This is a genomic window from Flavobacterium sp. S87F.05.LMB.W.Kidney.N (genome assembly GCF_004366435.1).
Classification (GTDB): Bacteria; Bacteroidota; Bacteroidia; order Flavobacteriales; family Flavobacteriaceae; genus Flavobacterium.
In genome coordinates this window covers 388,997-409,318 of the sequence record NZ_SODX01000004.1, presented here as the reverse complement: position 1 = coordinate 409,318, position 20,322 = coordinate 388,997, and the positions used below count along the sequence as shown (strand labels likewise).

Sequence of the window (20,322 nt, the reverse complement as noted above, 5' to 3'; positions counted from 1 at the left end):
AAAAATTATGAGAAAACAATTACATGCTATTTTTTTAGAAAAGGGCAAATGCTGTCCTATTATAATGTGGATCTTTTTCATCCTCTTGACCTCCAATTTATATGCGCAGCGTGGATATTATGATGCGCCGTATAAAAGATATGAAGCAAACCTCGGACAATTATCTAACGGCAGTACAACTACTTCAAAATCATACAATCAAGCCGATCTTCAATCAGAAGCTTCAGACCAGCAATGTGTAAACATGTCTGCTACCAATGCAACTGTGCAATGGACATTAACAGAAGCAGCCGATGGACTCGTACTTCGATACAGCGTTCCTGACGGACAGACAGCTACTCTGGGCGTATATAATGGAAACACAAAAATTACAACACTGACTTTGACTTCAACCTGGTCTTGGGAATATTTATGGAGCAATGGAAATCCGAATAATAACGGAATTACCAACCAAAACCCAAGGATGCGATTTGATGAAGTTCGTTATAAACTTCCTAGCAAAATACCTGCTTCTGGAACATTAAAACTAGTTAGAGAAACAGGTAATCTGCATTTGGATTTTGCTGAGATGGAACCAATTCCAACTGCCGTAACAGCTCCAGCTGGTTCGGTAACTTATACTGGAAACGGAAGCGATCTTCAAACTTTTATTGATGCAAACGGCGGTAAAAAAATATTTATTCCAAGTGGTGTTTACAGCGTTAACCGAGAATTGTATTTTGGTGTTGCCAGTACTTCTTTAATAGGAGCAGGAATGTGGTATACTCAAATTAATTTTACCAACACTAGCAGTTTAAATGGAGGATTGCGTGCCAATGCAAGTAATATTTCATTTAGTGATCTTTATTTAACAACAAATTCAGCATCCAGAAGTAATTCTTATAAAGCTATAAATGGCGTTTTTACAGCTGGTTCTACAATAAAAAACATTTGGGCAGAACATTTTGAATGTGGTGCCTGGATTGCACAATACAATACTGGTCCTGCAATAGCAGATGGCTTTACACTATCGCATTGTCGTTTTAGAAACAATTATGCCGATGGAATTAATCTTTGCAAAGGAACAGCAAATGCAATTGTGGAGCACTGCAGTTTTAGAAATAATGGAGATGATGATCAGGCAATTTGGTCTGCAAATGGGCAGGAATGTATCAATAATACATTTAGATACAACACCTCAGAAAACTGCTGGCGTGCCACTGGTTTAGCTATTTATGGAGGAAAAAATAACAAAGCCTATAATTTAATTATAAAAGACAATCTAGAAGCAGGTATTCGAGTAAGTAATAATTTTGATGGAGCGCCATTTAACAACGACGGCATGCATGAAATACATGATATTACAATAACAGCCTGCGGAACTTTTAATGACACTTACAACAATCCTGTAGCGGCTGTAGATATTTTTAGTGCCAGTAATGCGGGAACTCAGGTTAAGAATGTCCAGTTTTACAATATTGATATTCTTGATTCTAGAAATGATGCTATTTCTATAAGTAAAAGGTCTGGTGAAGGGATTTATAATCTTTCGTTTAAAGACATAACCATCAACGGAACAGGCAAAGAATTCCCAAACAATAATGTACTTAATAGAAATTGGGGCAGAGGTTATTTTGTTCTTATTGCAGGTTCTCCTAGTGGAAACGGAACTTATTGCAACATGAATTATTCTAACAGAGGAGGAAATGCCACAGCTAATGAGGAAATCAGTGCTATTGGTACATTTTCTTGGACACAGAGCTCTAATTGTTCCACTACATCAGTTCCAGTAACAGGAGTAACCGTTTCGCCTGCAGCAGTAACTCTAGGCGCTGGAGCGACGCAGCAATTAACACCGACTGTTTCTCCAGCAAATGCTACAAACAAAACGGTAACGTATAGTTCTAATAATACGGGTGTAGCAACCGTAAATTCTGCTGGTTTAATCACTGCCGTTGCATCAGGATCAGCAACAATAACTGTGACTACACAAGATGGAGCTAAAACGGCAGCTGTAGCAGTTACGGTAAATTCATCTAATGTAGCTGTAACAAGTGTGAGTCTTAATCCAACATCAGCAACACTTGCGGTAGGATCTACGCAGCAATTGACAGCAACTGTTTTACCATCAAATGCAACCAATAAATCAGTTAGCTATGCTTCCAATAATACAGGTGTAGCAACCGTAAATAATTCAGGTTTAGTGACTGCAGTTTCAAACGGAACAGCAACAATCACAGTAACAACTGCAGATGGAAATAAAACAAGTACAGCTGTAATTTCGGTTAATACGCCGACAGGAAATTATTTTACCATTAAAAATAAGTGGACAAATAATTATTTATATGATGCAGGAGCAAATGTGGGATATGGTGCAACAGTAGCAAATAATAATTACAAATGGGAAAAAGTCGCTATTGACGCAACTTATTTCATACTAAAAAATGTAGGCACTGGAGATATCATGCATATTGAAAATCTGACAGGAGCTGTACAATGTACTGCTGGATCGACTTCTTGGTGGAGTGCGCAATGGTCAAGCGAAAATGTTGATGGCACTTGGGTAAGAATTAAAAATAGATGGCAGACAGGAAGCATGATTCATATAGAAAACCTAAATGGTTCTGCTCAATATGCTGGAGCTCAAAATAATTGGGAAAGCGCACAATGGCAGTTTCAAACAACTTCAACTGCAAAAAAAGCCAGCGTAAATGAACCAGAAGTAATGGCTGAGAATAATTTGATTAGCATTTACCCAAACCCAGCAACGAATAATGAATTTAATATTGTGCTGCCAGAATTAAAAACAGGTGATGTGGCAACATTAACAATTACTGATATCACTGGAAGAGAAGTCCTGATCAAAAAGGTTAATACTTCTTCTGCTAAAATCAATCATAATTTAGGATCAGGAATTTATATTGTTAACATCAATTCAGATGCGTTTAATGTTTCTAAAAAACTTATCGTAAAATGATTTAAAGATAATTTTACGAAATACTAATCTTTAGCAAAACAACCTTCGGGTTGTTTTTTTGTTTTTTGATGATTCAAGTCAAATATTTGTTTTCAATACTGTTTTTATATTTAACAATATCGATACTAATTTGCGAAATATAGTAAGTGAGAAAACAAATAAAGGGCCTATTTGTTTGATTTTTAAGGGTTAATTTGTTTAGTATAATTGTTGTTCTCTGTTTTGGCATAATTGGATACAATTAAAAAAACTGTCATCCAAACAGTTATCAATTTCAGATTATGCTATTACTAATTAAACAATTAATCTTATGACAAAATCTAAATCCATTATTCTCATACACGGGAATTTTGTAAACGACACAAGCTGGGCAAGGTGGAAAGAACGTTATGAAGAAAAAGGCTATAAGGTTTATACGCCAGCCAATCCGGGTCACGAAGGAAATCCTTCTGATTTAAGAAAACAGGTTCATCCCGATCTTGTTCAAACAGGTTTTGTAGATGTAGTTGACAACATTGTAAGACTTGTGGACAGCCTGCCTGAAAAGCCATTGATAATTGGGCATTCGATGGCAGGAATGGCAGCTATGAAATTACTGGAACTCGGCAAGGCAGACGCCGCAGTTAGTATTGACGGAGCTCCTCCAAAGAATGTTTTTCCTCCCTTTAAAACATTAAAATCGGTATTGCCGGCTTTTGGTTTTTTTTCGTCTTCAAAATATTTTATGGGCAGCCGCGACTGGTACGACAAATGTTTTTTCAACACATTGCCCGAAAGAGAAAGGGCAGCTGCTTTTGACAGCATTGCAGTTCCCGAAAGTTATAAAGTAAGCCGTGAACTTGTTTTGAACTCTTTCTCTAATATTGATTTTGGCAAAGCTCATAATCCTATTTTGTTTATTGGAGGGGGAAGCGACAATATCTTTCCTGCATCTCTTACAACAACGCTGGCAAAAAAATATAAAGACAAAAACAGCAGAGTTAATTTGAAGATTTTTCCAGGTAAAAGCCACTTTATATGCGGAGAACCTGGATGGGAAACAGTAGCTGAGTATATTATCGAGTGGTACGAAAACTTATAAATGCTTCTGACAAAAGCTTAAAATTTATGATCAGAAATAGAATTCATTTTAAAATTATAATAACTATTAAAAAGAAACTAATATGGCTAAGATTACAGTAAAAGACGGAACAGAGATTTACTACAAAGATTGGGGAACTGGAACACCAATTTTTTTTCATCATGGCTGGCCATTGTCAGCAGACGATTGGGATGCACAATTATTCTTCTTCCTAAACCAAGGATTTAGAGTAATTGCACACGACAGAAGAGGGCACGGAAGATCTACACAAACAGTTACAGGTAATGAAATGGATACCTATGCAGCAGATGTAGCAGAACTTACAGCTTTTCTAGATTTAAAAGATGCGATTCATATCGGACATTCGACTGGCGGCGGCGAAGCCATTCGATATGCTGCAAAATATGGTAAAGACCGAGTGTCTAAAGTGATACTGATTAGTGCTGTAACACCATATATGATTCAAAACGAAAATAATCCTGATGGAGTGCCATTAGCAGTATTTGATGATATCCGTTTTAATACAGCAAATAACAGACAACAGTTTTATCAGGATATTACTTTTCCTTTTTATGGATACAATAGAGAAGGGGCAGTTATAAAAAAAGGAATTCAGGATAACTGGTGGCGTCAGGGAATGGCGGGCGGCATAAAAGCACATTTTGATTGTATAAAAGCATTTTCTGAAACAGATTTTACAGAGGATTTAAAAAGCGTTGATTATCCAGTACTAATACTTCACGGCGAAGACGATCAAATTGTTCCTCATAATGTTACAGCACTAAGAGCTATTAAACTTGTAAAAAATGGAAAATTGATCACTTATCCAGGACTTTGCCACGGAATACCAACAACAGATGCTGATAAAGTGAATTTAGATATACTTAATTTCATTAAATCCTAAGGTTCATTTTGAAATCTATGTGCATTTTAGAAGACGAATTATAAAAATAAAAGAAAATGGATGCAAGTAAATATTCAAAAACAGCCCTGATATTAATTGACCCATTCAACGACTTTCTATCTGAGGGAGGGAAACTTTATCCGCTTACAAAAGAAACAGTAGAAGGTATTTCGCTGGTGCAAAATCTTAAAAAGTTAATTGAAGGAGCAAGAGACCGCAAAATACAAGTTATTTATGCTCCGCATCATCACACAACGAAACCTGATTATTTAAATTGGAAATTTTTAGCACCTTCTCATGAAGGAAGTCAGAAAGTTGTCTTGTTTGAAAAAAATACTTGGGGAGCTGAGTTTCATCCTGAACTTCAACCACAGCCAGGTGACTTAATAGCTCAAAATCATTGGACAGCCAGCGGTTTTGCCAATACAGATCTGGATTTTTTATTGCGAGTACATAATATCGATCATATCATACTTGCAGGAATGAGAGCCAACACCTGTATTGATTCAACAGCTAGATATGGAGTAGAATTGGGTTATCATGTAACGCTGGTTAAAGATGCAATAGCTGCATTCAATTGGGAAGAAATTCGGGTTACTGTCGAAATTACTTTTCCAAATTATGGACATGCGATGTTGACTACTGAAGAATTTGTAAATAGTCCTAAATCTTGAAGTAATGGAAATCATTTCAGAAAGCAGTGCAACAGCCTTAATTAATGCGTCTATAGAAAAGATTGATCTGACAGAATGGCTCTTTAGTTTAAAAAGCCACGAATATCAAGCTTGTTCGCCTTCACATATTGCTGCAGGCAGATCTGTTTCTGTAAATGGAAAAAGAATGTCTATAAATGTTGAACAGGTTGCTGATACACTGTTAATACAAAATTACATTGAAGAAATAGGAGAGAAAGACTATTGTAAAGTAAACTCAATATCAGACTCTTTTTCTCCTTTAGGCAGAACTAAATTAGGAATAGTCTGGGAACTCAAAGTAAAAAAGATTACAGAGAATAGTTGTGAGTTTACTAATGTAGTTACAATTTTAACTACAGATGAATTTTCTTCATTGCTCAAAAAGGCAGGTGTTACCGATTTAAATACTGTTAAATCTCTTATGGGGCAAAATGTATCAATGCATAATAAAGAAGAAACACCACTATTTGCAAAGGACATTGAGAGTAAAGCTCTTTTGGAAATTTGGAAGTAAAGAGATCAAGAGTTGCTTTAAATGTTAGAGTTGCTGCATAATTTTATTAAATCTTATAAAGAAAAATTAAGAAAACGTCTTGTTATTTGACTGGGCGTTTTCTTATACTTTACTTCAAATGAACTTCACCTGTACTGCAAAAAAATAGGGCAAAATATTAAAAGAAGGTATTATGTATGCAACCACCACCAAAACCATTATGCTCATTTCTGGAGTTTTTGTGAGTCATCACTATTGGGAAGAGTGGATTGTTTTTTTGGAGGAAAGAGGTTATAAAGTTGTTGCGCCGCCATGGCTTTATAAAAACGACAGTACAGAAAATCTAAGAATGCAAAATCAAACACAGAAAATTGGAACTATAACTTTATCAGACCTTCTTTGTTATTATACAGAAATAATTGAAATACTTCCCGAAAAGCCTATTTTAATAGGACATTCTTATGGTGGTCTTTTAGTACAGTTATTGATTCAGAAAGATTTAGCATCGGCTGGAATCTGCATTAATTCTTTTCCGCCATCAGGATGTGCGTTTGCAAAATTTACATTTTATAAAACCATTTTTAGCCTTTCTACCAATTTAATTTCTTTAAAAAAAACACATAAATTATCTTTCAAAAAGTGGCAGCATATTTTTTTCAATAATGTTTCGTATCACGAACAATCGACTAAATATGAGAAATACGCTATTCCAGAATCTCAAAAGGTATTAAGAGATTTATTTTCAAAAAAAGCTGTAATAAATTTCAAAAAAAGACATTCTCCTCTTTTATTAATTTCCTGCTCACAAGATAAAATTGTAAGTCCAAAATTAATTTATTGGAATTTTAAAAAATACAGAAATGTCCATTCTTTAACCTGTTACAAAAATTTCGACGACCGCAATCATTTTGTTGTATTGGAGCCTCACTGGAAAGAAACTGCATCGCATATCGTGAAATGGCTGGATAAAATATCTTAGCTTATTTTTTTATTGATTTCCAGTTTTTTAATTCTTGAAGTTAGAGTGGAAGGATTGATATCTAGAATTTCTGCAGCCCCGCCTGCTCCAGAGACTTTTCCATTACATTTTTTAAGAATATAAAGAATATAATCACGCTCATTTTCTAACATTGTTTTAATTGAAAATGATTCTGTGGTTTGCTCTGTTTTAAGTATCGATGATGGCGAAAATTCAATAGTTTTGATTGTATTTTCTTCATTAAGCAGTAATGTTCGCTGTATAACATGTTCCATTTCTCTAATATTGCCTTGCCAGCTGTAATTTATAAGCTGTTGTAAAGCGGCCTTAGAAAGTGTTGGAGGTTTTATATTCATATTTTCACTATACATTTTTATAAAATGATCTGCCAATTCTGGGATATCTTCAATTCGGTTTCTAAGAGAAGGCACCAAAATTGGAAAAACGTATAATCTGTAATATAAATCCATTCTGAAGCGCCCAGCAGCAACTTCATTTTCAAGATCTTTATTTGTCGCTGCTATAATTCGCACATCAATTTTTAGAGGTGCCGACCCGCCAACACGTTCTATATTCTTTTCTTGGAGAACACGCAGTAATTTGACTTGAAGTGTCAGTGGCATTTCTCCAATTTCGTCTAGAAAGATTGTGCCTCCGTCTGCCAATTCAAATTTTCCAATACGTCTTTCCAACGCTCCTGTAAAAGCGCCTTTTTCATGGCCAAAAAGTATAGATTCAGCCAGATTTTCAGGGATTGCGCCGCAGTTTATAATAACTAAAGGTTTTTCTTTTCGTGGAGATAAAGCATGAATACTTTGCGCAATTTTTTCTTTTCCAGTTCCACTTTCACCCAAAATTAGAACTGAAGTCTCAGAGGGAGCTACTTTTTTGATATAGTTAAAAACCGTTGCCATCTGTGAGCTGCTGCCAATTATGCCTTCAAAACCTGATTTTGTAATTTGTGATAATTCTTTATTTGGAGAAACTTCTTTGATTTTCGGTTCAATAATTGTTTTTTTATCCGAATATAACTGCTTAAAAAATTGGCAAATGGTGCTTTCTATTGGAATCAATAAATTCAAATTCTCATCTGAGTAAGCATTGTAATCCCTGCTGTAGAAAGTAACACTGAACTTTTGTGAGTTTCCTATTGAAAATGGGAAAACCAATTATGATTTAATGCCGAAATTATGAGCAATTATTCCTTTTATAGGAGAAACTTGAAAATTGTTAATCAAAGATTCTCTGCTGTAAATAGCAGGATGCAGATCAATCTGAGATTTTTTATAAGTTTCATCTAGTTCTCTACTCGAAATCTCCGCTATTTTAGAAAGTTTAGCTACAGGAACAAGTTGATATTCTTCTATATTTTTACGGATAACACCTATGTTGGAATACTGCTCAGTATCAGTAAATCCAGCCTCTAGATAATCAAATGAAATAAAAGTCTGAATTATTTTGGCAAACGAAATCAAACCGTCTTCAAGATTTAGATTTGAGTTTATTAAATCAGTGATATTATTTTTAAGTTGAAATTGATGTTTTAACTGAGATTCTAAGCTGTATTGCTGTCTATAAAAAGCAATTTCCAGAGTAGTCAAAATATCTTGCTCTCTAAAGGGTTTGATAATAAATCCGTAAGGACAGGTTATTTTGGCTTCATTGAGAATTAATTTACTTGAATTTGCCGAAATAAAAATAAATCCAATGTTTCTATTCTTTAAAATATGAGCCAGATCTATCCCGTTTTTATCACCTTTCAGCATGATATCTAGAAATACAAGATCTGGAGTCTGAGTCTGGAGTTTTTCCAAAGCCTGATCTACAGAACGCGCAATTCCCAGCACTTCATAATTCGCTTTTTCAAGAATTAGCTGGAGATCATGTGCTTCAACAAATTGATCTTCAACAATAAGTATACTTTTTTTTACTAGATTTTCAGATTGTGGGGTTTCGTTATAGAGCATTCCCATGTTAGACTATTATTGAGATTAGAAATCTTGTAATTAATTGATATAAAAATAGTTAATTCTTAGAAATAATCTAGTTGTTTCTTTTAAAATATTAGCAATAAAAGCATATTTAATGTGAATTTTCTTGATATTTTTAAAAGAGCTTTCTTGTTTATTTCTATATTTGTTTTTAAACCAAAATAAAACAATAACCTGATTTAAAGCTGATTATGAAAAGAAAGCTGTGTTACTATTTAACTTTATTATTTATTTGTTCGGCAGCAGCTCAAGTGCCTGTAAAAGTTGCCAAATATGACCTTCCTAAAAAAAGGTTATTACTCCAGCTTTGTTCAATGTATTTGTATAATGCTAATCAAGGGGCAATAGATGCAGACAGCTCCGTTGTTTTAGCTGCTACAGCCTATAAATTGCCTTTGATGCTGGCATATGATGAAGGTTTTAGTGACAAGATATCAATTGGAAGTGATTTAATCGAAAAAGGAAATATTGATAAAGCAAAAACGCTTCTCGCAAATTTAAAAGGAGAAGAGAAGATTAAACTGCTATTACAATTAGGAAGTTTTTATCTATTTAAATCAGGTGCTAAACCAATAGATCTTCAAAACGCAAAACACTATATCGACAGTGCAATTGCAGAAAGTAATCAAATCAAAACAGTAAAATGGCAGCATCAAAGTATGTTATTGCTGGGGAAATATTATTTTCAGGCCAATAATCAGTCCCAAAGTATAAAATGCTTTTCGCAGGTTATAAACGAATGCCGAAAAAGTAAAGACAAATTGGGTTTAGCGCGGGGTCTAGAAGCCAAAGCAGATGTTTTGTCTAATCAAGATCCAGAAAAAGAAAAAATACTTAACGAAGTGATCTCAATTTATGCTTCATTAGGATTAGAGGAAAAAAGAATCGAAAATTATTCTAAGATTACTACTATTTATTTTTGGTCAGGAAGAATACGAGAAGCAAAAAAGAGGCTCTATCAAAATCTAGTTGATTTGCGAAAAATTGATTTTGCACATCAGCAGTTTGCAGAAACAACTATATCCTTTCTCGAATTGTATCAGCATAATATAAGACCAGCTTTATACTACGCCTTAAAAAGCGTGAAAAGAATGGAAACTGAAAATGATTATACTTTTGCAGACATTTTTTACATGCGTCTGGGTGATGTTTATAATGTATACGGCCATAATCAGGAGGCATTGCAGCTTTATCAAAAAAGTATTAAAATAGGAAAAAATAATTTAGATACGGGAGCTTGGTATAAGAGTTTTTTTAGTGCTGTTGCGGCTTTATCGTTAAAAGGGAATAATAAAGAAGCTATTGCTTACATTAATTCCATGACCGCACAATACCCTCCAAAAAGTATTTTCGATAAAATGTCGGTTGCCTTTATTAAAGCTAATTGTTATGAAGCTTTAAAAGATAATATTCAGGCTGAAAAATATTTTAAGGAAATGGATTTTTATTCAAAACAGCTTAATACACCTGAAACAACCAGAGAAATCGCGCATCAATATACTACAATGGCTTTGTTCTACATCAATACAAACAGACCTAAATTAGCTCAATTCTACACAGATAAAATACTAATGTTTGGTAAAAGAGGTATTAGTACTGCTAATACAGAAATGCTTAACATATTGCTTTATAAAATGGATTCGATCAATGGCAATTATAAAGATGCTTTACTACATTTTCAAAATTATAAAAAAATTAGTGATTCAGTGCACGGTATTTCCAAAAACCAACAAATTGAAGAGCTAAAAATTGAATATGAAACTAAAAACAAAGAACAGAAAATCAGACTTTTAAACAATCAATCTAAACTGCAGCAAAGTGAATTGCAAAAATCTAAACTGCTTAATAATGTTTCGAGTGGAAGCTTAGTTCTTTTGCTGATAATTATTGGGTTATTGTATAACCGATATCGATTAAAACAACGAAATCACGCCAAACTGGAGATTAAAGAAAGAGAAATCAACCAAAATAATATTAATCTTAGACATTTACTAGATGAAAAAGAATGGCTGTTGAAAGAGATTCATCATCGGGTAAAAAACAATCTGCAAACGGTAATAAGTCTTTTAAGCTCGCAAGCAGCTTACTTAAATAATGATATGGCTTTGTCTGCAATAAAAAACAGCCAGCACAGAATACACTCCATGTCATTGATTCACCAAAAACTTTATAAGTCAGAAAATATTGCAACAATTAATATGCCCAGCTATATCAATGAATTGGTTGAATATTTAAAGGATTCTTTTTCTATAGGACAGCGAATTCGTTTTGAAATTAGAGTTGAGCAGTTAGAATTAGATGTTGCGCAGGCAATTCCAATTGGGCTTATCTTGAATGAAGCCATTACCAATTCAATTAAATATGCTTTTCCAGATAACGCGGGTGGAATCATTAGTATCATACTTGAAAAAACAGAAGGAGATCAATACTTGCTGACGATTTCAGATAATGGAATTGGAATTGATACTGCTTTAAGCACAAATAAATCTGATTCTTTTGGTATGAGTTTAATAAAAGGTCTGAGTGATGACTTGGAAGGAAAATTGGTTATGGAAAACAATAACGGTACTATTCTAAAATTGGAGTTTAAACCAGAACATCCTCTTAATAAAAAGTATTTGAAGAAACCAGATGTAACTTTGGATATCTAAATTGCTTTATGATATTGAATTTGTTTTTATCATATTTCACAAATTTGCTACTAAGCATGGCGAAATATAAAAAAGTATATTTTAAAACAGTGCTTTAAGTGTTTATAATCAACTGTTTATGTTTTGGTACTTGAATTGTTCTAGTTTATTTCGAGCATTTATAAGATGCTGATTTTTAGACAATAGAGTGATCAATATATTATAAAAAACAAAGTTATTATGAAAACAAATTCTTTAAATGCATTAATACTGACAACTGTAGTTGGCAGAAATGAGAAAGATACCGCGCATGGCAGTGAAACTCAATATGCCGAACTTTCGGGAAGAACACTGGCGTATCGCTCCATCGGTAGCGGAACACCTATTATTTTAAGCAACCGTTTTAGAGGTACTCTGGATACATGGGATCCATTATTTTTAGATACACTTGCGGAGAACTTTCGTATTATAACTTTTGATTACACTGGAATCGGTTATTCTACAGGAACACTGCCAACAAATGTAATCTCTGTCGCAAAAGATATTAAAGATTTGGCTTCCTATTTAAAACTGGATAAAATAGTTGTGTTAGGCTGGTCTTGGGGAGGATTAATTGCACAAGCTGCGGCACTTGAATATCCAGAATTAATAACTCGTGCAGTTGTTATTGGTGCGGTGCCATTAGGAGAAAGAGTAGTGGAGATAGGACCTGCTTTTTTAGAAGCCGCAGTAAAACCCATAAATGACTTTGATGATGAAATTATTCTTTTTTATGAGCCAAAATCTCAAAAATCAATAGAAGCTGCTAAGATTTCTTATGAGAGAATACGCAAGAGACTTGATGTGTCTAAAATTCCTTCTACAATGGAAGTTTTTCAGCTGTATTTTCAAGCTGGCGGTGCAGCAGTAGAAGATAAAGAAGGACTTAGAGATAAACTTAAAGAAACTACTGTTCCAATTTTAGTAATCTCAGGAGACAACGATATTAGTGCTGCTATAGAAAACTGGTTTCCGCTGCTTCGTGAGCTTCCTACTGTGCAAATTATTATACTTCCGCATGCTGGCCACGCTCCGCAGCATCAAGAACCATTATTGACTGCTGGGTATATAAATACCTTTCTGTCACAATAAATGTAATTAATAAGGTTTTAAATGTACTTAATGCAGGTATATCAAAAGTTGGTTAATTCTCTGTATTAAAATAAAGCGGGCTCTTTTCGCAGGCCCGCTTTAATTTTTTCAATTACGCTTTTTGAAGAAATTGTCTTAAAACATATTGAAGTATACCTTCATTTCTATAGTATTCAATTTCTATTTTTGAATCGAGTCTTGCAATTACCTTAAAATTTAATACTTCTCCGTTCTCTTTAACAGCAGTAACGTCGAGCTCTTTCAAAGGAGTTATATCCTCTGCAATTCCAGTTATCGTAAAATATTCTTTACCTGTAAGTCCAAGCACTGCTGCATTTTCTCCATTTTTGTACTGCAGCGGAAGAACGCCCATACCAACGAGATTGCTTCGATGAATTCTTTCGTAGCTTTCTGCCAGAACTGCTTTTACGCCAAGTAAAAAAGTACCTTTGGCCGCCCAGTCTCTAGATGAACCGCTTCCGTATTCTTTTCCTGCAAGAATAATTAACGGTGTTTGAGCTTCCTTGTATTTAATAGAAGCCTCGTAAATATTCATTTCTTCTCCTGTGGGAAGGAATTTCGTAAAACCTCCTTCATGATCGGCAAGTGCATTTTTGATACGGACATTGGCAAAAGTTCCTCTTATCATCACTTCGTCGTGGCCTCTTCGTGAACCGTAAGAATTAAAATCACTTTTTTCAACACCGCGGCTCATCAGGTAGGCGCCTGCAGCAGAATTTTCTTTAAAGGAACCAGCCGGAGAAATATGATCGGTGGTTATACTGTCTCCCAAAACCAACAATGTTCGAGCATTTGAAATGTCCTGCAGCGGTTTTGGATTTTCAGGAAGATTTTTAAAGAAAGGAGCTTCTTTTATATACGTTGAATTCTCATCCCAGCGGTAATTTTTTTGTTCTGGAATAGGAAGCTGCTGCCATATTGAATTGCCTTCAAAAATTGATTCATAACATTGCTGAAATTGTTTTGGAGACAGTACTTCTCTCAATACCGTATTGATTTCATCATCTTCAGGCCATAAATCTTTGAGGTAAACAGGCAGTAGATTTGAATCATATGTAATAGGCTCATTTAACAAATCAATATCAACTCTTCCTGCAATAGCAAAGATCACTACGAGCATCGGAGACATTAAAAAGTTCATTTTGACCTGCGGATGTATTCTGGCTTCAAAGTTTCTATTTCCGGAAAGAACAGAAGCAAGTACAAGATCATAATCTTCTGCCGCTTTTGCCACATGAGGAGGAAGCGGACCGGAATTTCCTATGCAAGACGTACAACCATAACCTGCCACATGAAATTTAAGAGCTTCTAAATCTTTCAATAGGTCAGCTTTTATCAAATAATCTGTTACAACTTTAGAACCTGGAGCAAGTGAAGTTTTTACCCAAGATTTTGTGTCAATTCCTCTTTCACGTGCTTTCTTGGCTATCAATCCCGCTCCAATCATTACAAAAGGATTGGATGTATTGGTACAGGAAGTAATTGCAGCTATCGCAACTGCACCATCAGAAAGTGTAAATTGTTCAGATCCAAGAGAAACTTCTACACTGATGCTTCCGTTTTCTGTTTTTTCTTGAATTATTGTTTCATCTGGAAGAGGTGCACTGCTTGTAATTGTTGGCTGCGATCCTCCTTCGGCGAACCATCTCGAAACTTGTTTTTCAGATTTTTTATATTTTCTGCCAAAACTTTTATCAAGTATATCAACAAAAGAAGGCTGTAAATTTTTAAGTAAAATTTTGTCCTGTGGTCTTTTTGGACCTGCAATTGTAGGCTCTATCGTAGAAAGATCGAGTTCAATTACGTCAGTATAATTTATAGATTCATTTCCTGTGCGCCAGAGCATGTTTGCTTTGCAATAGTCTTCTACTAGGCTTATCTGTTCTTCTGAACGGTTACTGAGTCGCATATATTCTAAAGTCTTCTGATCAATTGGAAAATAAGAAACCGTACATCCAAATTCTGGCGACATATTTCCGATAGTTGCACGATCTGGTACGCTCAAACTGTCAAGACCTGGTCCAAATACCTCAACAAATTTACCGACTACACCGTATTTTCTAAGAAGTTCCGCAATGGTTAAAACCATATCTGTAGAAGTTGATCCCAGCGGAATTTTGCCACTTAGCTTAAGTCCGATAACTTCGGGCATAATAAAATATACAGGCTGCCCGAGAATTGCAGCTTCAGCTTCAATACCGCCGACGCCCCAAGCAATAACCCCAATTCCATTAACCATAGGAGTATGGCTGTCAGTTCCCACGAGCGTATCAGGAAAAACTTCTCCATCACGTTCGATTACACCTTTTGAAAGATATTCCAAGTTAACCTGATGGCAGATTCCCATTCCTGGAGGAACCACATTAAAATTTGTAAAAGACTGCTGTGCCCATTTCAAGAACTCATAACGTTCACTGTTACGTTTGTATTCCTCATCCATATTGCGCTGATAGGAATATTCTGTTCCAAAATAATCGACCTGAACAGAGTGATCGATTACCAGATCAACAGGAATCAACGGATTAATCGCTTCAGAATTTTTTCCTTTTCTAGAAGCTTCAGCACGAAGCGATGCAAGATCAACAACAGCAGGCACACCCGTAAAATCCTGCATCAAAACCCTGGCAGGTTTAAAAGGAATATCTTTGTCTGAAGCTTCAGGTTTCCAGTTTAGAATGGTTTCAATATTTTCTCTGGTAATGGCAAAATCATCAAAATTTCGCAGTACATTTTCTAAAAGAATCCGAATTGAAAAAGGCATTTTTTCGATATTAAATCCTTGTTGCTGCATTTCAGTTAGACTGTAATATGAAAATTCACCGCTTTGGGTTTTTAACTGCCTTTTAATATTATAAATGTCGTTCTGCATACTCGATGTTATTTAAATTAGTAAGTATTGGACTTAGTCTTAATGTGTTTTGTCTAATTTGTTCAGTTATTAAATTTAATTATTTATTTCTAAACAGTCTATGGTCTATGCTTTATTAAATCTTTTCTTAAATTTCGCTAAAAAAAAACTGTTTTTTGCGAAATATAAAAAATGGACTCACAGAAAATAGATAATTATAACTCGATTCTGCTGCCTATTTCTGGAAGATAAAGTTGTAATCCAGCATTTTTAAATTTATCAAATGCCTTTTGATGATCCATAACAATAAAGCCGAAAGTATCGTAATGAACACCTAAAATTTTAATAACTCCAACTAATTTTGAAGCCTCAACAGCTTCGTCTATACCCATAGTCAAACCATCTCCAATTGGAAAAACAGCAAAATCAAGAGGCGTAAATTTAGGTATCAGCTGCATGTCGAGAGTCAGGGCGGTATCTCCACTATAGTAAAAATTCCCTTCAGAAGTAGTCAATACAAAACCGCTGGCAATACCGCCGTAAGAGCCGTCACTAAAACTGCTGGAGTGTTGTGCAATTACGCATTTTACAGTTCCAAAATCAAAATCATATTGTCCTCCGGGATTAATTGGATGCGAATTTTCAATTCCTTTTTTTAAAAGCCAGTTATATATTTCAAAATTACCAAGTACTTTGGCTCCAGTGTTTTTGGCAATAAGTTCAACATCTTGAATATGGTCATAATGTGCATGAGAAATAAATATATAATCTGCTTTTATGGCATTTACATCTACATCTTTAGCAAGTTCATTGGGTGTGATAAAAGGATCAAAAAGAATATGCTTTCCATTGGTGAATACCGAAAAACAAGAATGTCCGTAGTAAGTTACTTTCATAATAAATAAGATTAATAAATTGATAATTAGAATAATTGACAAAATTATTATTCAAGTAATGTGCCGCTAAATCGAATAGAAAATTAGAAAAAGGCAAAAATATTTGGCAGCAGTATTTTTCTTTTAAATTGGTTTATCTCAAATTTACAAAATTATATACTATCTAAGCACTAGAGAAACAGTTTACATTTTGAAGATCTTACCTCTCATCCAGCCAAAATATTTCTTCTATCTTTGAAAAGGTAAAAACAAACTATGGAAAAGCTGAGAAAACATATTGAGGAAATTATTCCGATTACTGACGAGGAGTTTGAATCAATTAAACCCTTTTTTACGATCAGAAGAGTATTAAAAAATCAATATCTGATTCAGCAGGGAGATGAGGCAAAATATGAATATATTATCATGAGCGGTATTTTCAGGGTTTTTTACCTCGATGAAGATGGAAAGGAACACATCGTACAATTTGCAACAGAAAACTGGTGGATGTCTGATTATATTGCATACTTCAACCAAAAGCAGGCCAACATGTATGTGGTTTGTATGGAGCCGGGAGAAGTTTTATGCCTTACACTTGAAGGCAGGGAACAACTTTCTGTCATACTTCATAAAATGGAACATTTTTTTAGAGTAAAACTTACCAAAGGATATATTGCACTACAGCAAAGAGTTATTTCATTGCTTTCTAATAATCCGCAGCAGCGATATACAGAATTTGCGGCTCTTTATCCAAATCTCATTCAAAAAATTCCAAAAAAATATATTGCAGAATATCTCGGGGTCAGCCGCGAAACCCTCAGCAGGCTTTACTCCAATAACAAATAACAGCTGTTTAATCCTCAAAGTGTGATTTCGATCACACTTTTTTTGTGACTTTTCTCCTCGTATTGAGGAGGAGAGCTGGCATAAATTTGCCCTATAAATAATTCATTAACAACCTAAAAATTATAGAAATGAAAAGACTTATGATCGCATCAATGGCACTTGCCTTTTTTTCTTCTTATGCACAAAATCAAAAAACAACTTTTAAAAACGAAACAAAAATGAACAAGAAAATTTTAATTATTGTGTCTAATGCCAATGCAATTGGACCAAATAACAGAAGAACTGGAACATTTCTTCCAGAAGTAGCGCATCCTTATGCCGAATTTGAAAAAGCAAATTATCAAATTGATTTTGCAAGCTTAACTGGAGAGACTCCGTATTTAGATGCTCTTAATTTGGCAAATGATCCTGATAATCTTGCTTTTCTAACAGGAAAAGGTTGGGAGACGATGCAGAAAGCAGTTAAACTTTCAACTGTAGAGGTGAGTAAATACGATGCTGTTTTTGTTCCTGGCGGATTAGCTCCAATGGTGGATATGCCGGAAAACGAATTGCTAAAAAAGGTGATTAAAGAAACCTACGAACGCAATGCAGTTGTAGGAGCAGTATGTCACGGTCCCGTATCTTTACTAAATGTAAAACTAAGCAATGGCTCTTATCTCGTAAATGGAAAAAATATCACTTCTTTTACAGATGAAGAAGAAAAAGGTTACGCTATTGCAGATGTACCGTTTTTATTAGAAACAGCATTAACAAAACAAGGAGCAAAATTCCATGCTGCAGCAGTATGGTCAGCTCACAGTATTGCAGATGGTAATTTGGTTACTGGTCAAAATCCTGCTTCCGCGAAAGGCGTAGCAGAAAAAATGATTACTATTTTAGAAAATTCTAAAAAGTAATTGCTTAATTGTATTGACCTTCTTCAAAATGTGGAAGGTCAGTATAATTTCACTTTTAAAATTTTAAAATAATTATAAAAATATATCAAAATGGAAAATCAAAATCCAGTTCATGTTTTTGCTACATGGAAAGTTAAAGAAGGTCAGCTTGAAAATGTTTTAGAATTACTAAAAACGGTACATGCTGAAAGTATAAAAGAAGATGGTAATTTGTTTTATAAAATTCATCAAAGCAATTCAGATGCTAATACAATCGTATTATTTGAAGGATATACTAATGAAGCTGCAGTTGCAGAACATAGAAATTCAGCTCATTTTCAAGACTTCGTTTTGGGTAAAATTGCGCCTTTATTAGATACTAGAGAAATTCTTTTGGCAACGCCTTTGCATTACTAATTTATAATATTGTGAACAAAACGTATTGTAATCCCTGATAATTTGACTAAATTTAAAGGAACAAATCATGAAGAATGACTTAGAATAAAAGCATGATTTTTTTAAGATTATCTATTAAAAAAAAGCATTTATGGAAAACACCACAAAAATAATATTTCCCTATGATCAAAGTCTGGTTAAAGAACTGCCGCTCATTAATAAAAATGATATTGAAAAGATATTGAATACCGCTCAAAATTTATTCAATGATCAATCTAATTGGATTCCAGCTTTTAAAAGAATTGAAATATTAGAAAAAGCCGCTTCGATAATGAATGAAAGAAGCGAAGAACTAATTCATTTGGCAATTAGCGAAGGCGGAAAACCCTATAAAGATTCTAAAGCAGAAATACTTAGAGCCATTAAAGGAGTAAAATTAGCAGCTGAACACATATCACAGATAAAAGGAGAACAAATCCCAATGGGACTTACTGAAGCTTCTGTAAACAGGATTGCCTTTACTTCTAAAGAACCAATTGGCGTTGTGGCTGCTGTAAGTGCTTTTAATCATCCATTAAATTTGGCTGTGCATCAAATTGCGACTGCTGTTGCCGCTGGGTGTCCGGTTATTTTTAAACCGTCAAGCAATACACCTTTGTCTGGTCTTGCCTTGGCTGATATTTTAAGAGAAGCCGGTTTACCAGAAGGATGGGTTCAAGTAGTATTATGTGATAATGAAACAGCAGAATTGTTAGTTACAGATTCCAGAGTTCATTTTCTAACCTTTATTGGTTCAGCAAAAGTAGGCTGGCATCTTAAAAGCAAATTACCGCCTGGAACAAGATGTGCCTTAGAGCATGGCGGAGCGGCGCCTGTAATTGTAGAAAGTGATGCCGATTTTAGCACAATGATTCCAGATTTGGTAAAAGGGGGATTTTACCATGCTGGTCAAGTTTGTGTATCGGTTCAGAAAATATATGTCAATCAGGAGATTTGCGATCGTTTTGTGGAACAGTTTGCTGAAGCAACCAATAAATTAGTTGTTGGAAACCCGTTTGATGAAAAGACAGATGTTGGCTCACTTATTACACCAAAAGAACTTAGTCGTGTTGAAGAATGGGTTAACGAAGCGATTCAAGAAGGCGCAAAATTAATTGCAGGAGGAAAACGTATTTCTGATACTTGTTTTGAGCCGACAGTATTATTTAACCCATCAGAAGATTCTAAGGTTTCAACAAATGAAATCTTTGGTCCAGTGGTATGTATATATCCTTTTACCAATAGGGAAGAGGCGATTAAAAAAGCAAATGCTTTAGACGTACATTTTCAAGCTGCTGTTTTTACTAAAAACTTAGACATTGCTTTGGATGCTGCTAAAAAATTAAATGCAACTGCCGTTATGGTAAATGACAATACAGCTTTTAGAGTAGATTGGATGCCTTTTGGCGGAAGAGATGCTTCTGGTTTAGGAATGGGAGGAATCTCTTATACTATTGATGATATGACAAGAGAAAAACTGACTGTTTTTAAAAGCAAATATTTATAATTTTAAATAAATTCATAAAAAAAATAGTAACGAAATTAGATCTGTTACTATT

Annotated in this window: 16 protein-coding genes; 12 read left to right on the top strand and 4 right to left on the bottom strand. The window is 34.5% G+C overall.

The window, feature by feature from the left end; genetic code table 11:
- Positions 1-7 precede the first annotated feature (7 nt).
- The 6 genes from EDB96_RS14310 (at position 8) to EDB96_RS14285 (ending at position 7,108) form a co-directional block, all read left to right on the top strand.
- A complete protein-coding gene (locus EDB96_RS14310; protein WP_134141531.1) occupies positions 8-2,956 on the top strand; it encodes an Ig-like domain-containing protein in 2,949 nt (982 codons plus the stop codon).
- Positions 2,957-3,266: 310 nt separating this feature from the next.
- A complete protein-coding gene (locus tag EDB96_RS14305; protein ID WP_134141529.1) occupies positions 3,267-4,037 on the top strand; it encodes an alpha/beta hydrolase in 771 nt (256 codons plus the stop codon).
- 82 nt (positions 4,038-4,119) lie between these two features.
- On the top strand, positions 4,120-4,941 hold the full coding sequence (locus tag EDB96_RS14300) for an alpha/beta fold hydrolase (protein ID WP_134141527.1): 822 nt from the start codon (positions 4,120-4,122) through the stop codon (positions 4,939-4,941).
- A gap of 56 nt (positions 4,942-4,997) precedes the next feature.
- Positions 4,998-5,615, top strand: coding sequence for a cysteine hydrolase family protein (locus EDB96_RS14295; RefSeq protein WP_134141525.1), 618 nt, complete (start codon positions 4,998-5,000; stop codon positions 5,613-5,615).
- A 4-nt stretch (positions 5,616-5,619) separates the two neighbouring features.
- Positions 5,620-6,150: a hypothetical protein gene (locus tag EDB96_RS14290; RefSeq protein WP_134141523.1), complete on the top strand. Its 531-nt coding sequence runs from the start codon at positions 5,620-5,622 to the stop codon at positions 6,148-6,150.
- A gap of 172 nt (positions 6,151-6,322) precedes the next feature.
- A complete protein-coding gene (locus EDB96_RS14285; protein WP_243839351.1) occupies positions 6,323-7,108 on the top strand; it encodes an alpha/beta hydrolase in 786 nt (261 codons plus the stop codon).
- On the opposite strand, the gene EDB96_RS14280 is transcribed toward EDB96_RS14285, so the two are convergent.
- The gene (locus EDB96_RS14280; RefSeq protein WP_134141521.1) at positions 7,105-8,277 is read right to left on the bottom strand and encodes a sigma-54 interaction domain-containing protein; all 1,173 of its coding nucleotides are present in this window, start codon (positions 8,275-8,277) and stop codon (positions 7,105-7,107) included. The genes EDB96_RS14285 and EDB96_RS14280 overlap by 4 nt on opposite strands.
- Positions 8,278-9,081 carry a response regulator gene (locus EDB96_RS14275; protein ID WP_134141518.1) on the bottom strand — a complete coding sequence of 268 codons (804 nt, stop codon included), beginning with the start codon at positions 9,079-9,081 and terminating at the stop codon, positions 8,278-8,280. It abuts the gene before it with no gap.
- Positions 9,082-9,290: 209 nt separating this feature from the next.
- Between EDB96_RS14275 and EDB96_RS14270 the strand changes: the two genes are divergently transcribed.
- Positions 9,291-11,750 carry a sensor histidine kinase gene (locus EDB96_RS14270; protein ID WP_134141516.1) on the top strand — a complete coding sequence of 820 codons (2,460 nt, stop codon included), beginning with the start codon at positions 9,291-9,293 and terminating at the stop codon, positions 11,748-11,750.
- A gap of 219 nt (positions 11,751-11,969) precedes the next feature.
- Positions 11,970-12,860 (top strand): alpha/beta fold hydrolase, encoded by an 891-nt coding sequence (locus EDB96_RS14265; RefSeq protein ID WP_134141514.1) that lies wholly within the window; start codon positions 11,970-11,972, stop codon positions 12,858-12,860.
- 112 nt (positions 12,861-12,972) lie between these two features.
- Here EDB96_RS14265 and acnA read toward each other — a convergent pair whose 3' ends face one another.
- Positions 12,973-15,750: an aconitate hydratase AcnA gene (gene acnA, locus EDB96_RS14260; RefSeq protein ID WP_134141511.1), complete on the bottom strand. Its 2,778-nt coding sequence runs from the start codon at positions 15,748-15,750 to the stop codon at positions 12,973-12,975.
- Positions 15,751-15,944: 194 nt separating this feature from the next.
- The gene (locus EDB96_RS14255) at positions 15,945-16,625 is read right to left on the bottom strand and encodes a metal-dependent hydrolase (RefSeq protein WP_134141509.1); all 681 of its coding nucleotides are present in this window, start codon (positions 16,623-16,625) and stop codon (positions 15,945-15,947) included.
- 255 nt (positions 16,626-16,880) lie between these two features.
- Here EDB96_RS14255 and EDB96_RS14250 point away from each other — a divergent pair, with 255 nt between their 5' ends.
- The 4 genes from EDB96_RS14250 (at position 16,881) to EDB96_RS14235 (ending at position 20,270) form a co-directional block, all read left to right on the top strand.
- On the top strand, positions 16,881-17,450 hold the full coding sequence (locus EDB96_RS14250) for a Crp/Fnr family transcriptional regulator (protein ID WP_134141507.1): 570 nt from the start codon (positions 16,881-16,883) through the stop codon (positions 17,448-17,450).
- A 128-nt stretch (positions 17,451-17,578) separates the two neighbouring features.
- Positions 17,579-18,349, top strand: a complete 771-nt coding sequence (locus EDB96_RS14245; RefSeq protein ID WP_208326197.1) for a type 1 glutamine amidotransferase domain-containing protein — start codon at positions 17,579-17,581, stop codon at positions 18,347-18,349.
- Positions 18,350-18,439: 90 nt separating this feature from the next.
- Positions 18,440-18,745, top strand: coding sequence for a putative quinol monooxygenase (locus EDB96_RS14240; protein ID WP_134141505.1), 306 nt, complete (start codon positions 18,440-18,442; stop codon positions 18,743-18,745).
- Between the two features lie 130 nt (positions 18,746-18,875).
- Positions 18,876-20,270: an aldehyde dehydrogenase family protein gene (locus EDB96_RS14235; protein WP_134141503.1), complete on the top strand. Its 1,395-nt coding sequence runs from the start codon at positions 18,876-18,878 to the stop codon at positions 20,268-20,270.
- The last annotated feature ends 52 nt before the right edge of the window (positions 20,271-20,322 follow it).

Excerpts from the sequence above, each read along its gene's own strand:
- EDB96_RS14270 (WP_134141516.1), top strand. The coding sequence starts at position 9,291 with ATGAAAAGAAAGCTGTGTTACTATTTAACTTTATTATTTATTTGTTCG.
- EDB96_RS14255 (WP_134141509.1), bottom strand. The coding sequence starts at position 16,625 with ATGAAAGTAACTTACTACGGACATTCTTGTTTTTCGGTATTCACCAAT.
- EDB96_RS14250 (WP_134141507.1), top strand. The coding sequence starts at position 16,881 with ATGGAAAAGCTGAGAAAACATATTGAGGAAATTATTCCGATTACTGAC.
- EDB96_RS14245 (WP_208326197.1), top strand. The coding sequence starts at position 17,579 with ATGAAAAGACTTATGATCGCATCAATGGCACTTGCCTTTTTTTCTTCT.
- EDB96_RS14300 (WP_134141527.1), top strand. The coding sequence starts at position 4,120 with ATGGCTAAGATTACAGTAAAAGACGGAACAGAGATTTACTACAAAGAT.
- EDB96_RS14285 (WP_243839351.1), top strand. The coding sequence starts at position 6,323 with ATGTATGCAACCACCACCAAAACCATTATGCTCATTTCTGGAGTTTTT.
- EDB96_RS14275 (WP_134141518.1), bottom strand. The coding sequence starts at position 9,081 with ATGGGAATGCTCTATAACGAAACCCCACAATCTGAAAATCTAGTAAAA.
- EDB96_RS14295 (WP_134141525.1), top strand. The coding sequence starts at position 4,998 with ATGGATGCAAGTAAATATTCAAAAACAGCCCTGATATTAATTGACCCA.
- EDB96_RS14240 (WP_134141505.1), top strand. The coding sequence starts at position 18,440 with ATGGAAAATCAAAATCCAGTTCATGTTTTTGCTACATGGAAAGTTAAA.
- EDB96_RS14235 (WP_134141503.1), top strand. The coding sequence starts at position 18,876 with ATGGAAAACACCACAAAAATAATATTTCCCTATGATCAAAGTCTGGTT.
- acnA (WP_134141511.1), bottom strand. The coding sequence starts at position 15,750 with ATGCAGAACGACATTTATAATATTAAAAGGCAGTTAAAAACCCAAAGC.
- EDB96_RS14290 (WP_134141523.1), top strand. The coding sequence starts at position 5,620 with ATGGAAATCATTTCAGAAAGCAGTGCAACAGCCTTAATTAATGCGTCT.
- EDB96_RS14265 (WP_134141514.1), top strand. The coding sequence starts at position 11,970 with ATGAAAACAAATTCTTTAAATGCATTAATACTGACAACTGTAGTTGGC.
- EDB96_RS14305 (WP_134141529.1), top strand. The coding sequence starts at position 3,267 with ATGACAAAATCTAAATCCATTATTCTCATACACGGGAATTTTGTAAAC.
- EDB96_RS14310 (WP_134141531.1), top strand. The coding sequence starts at position 8 with ATGAGAAAACAATTACATGCTATTTTTTTAGAAAAGGGCAAATGCTGT.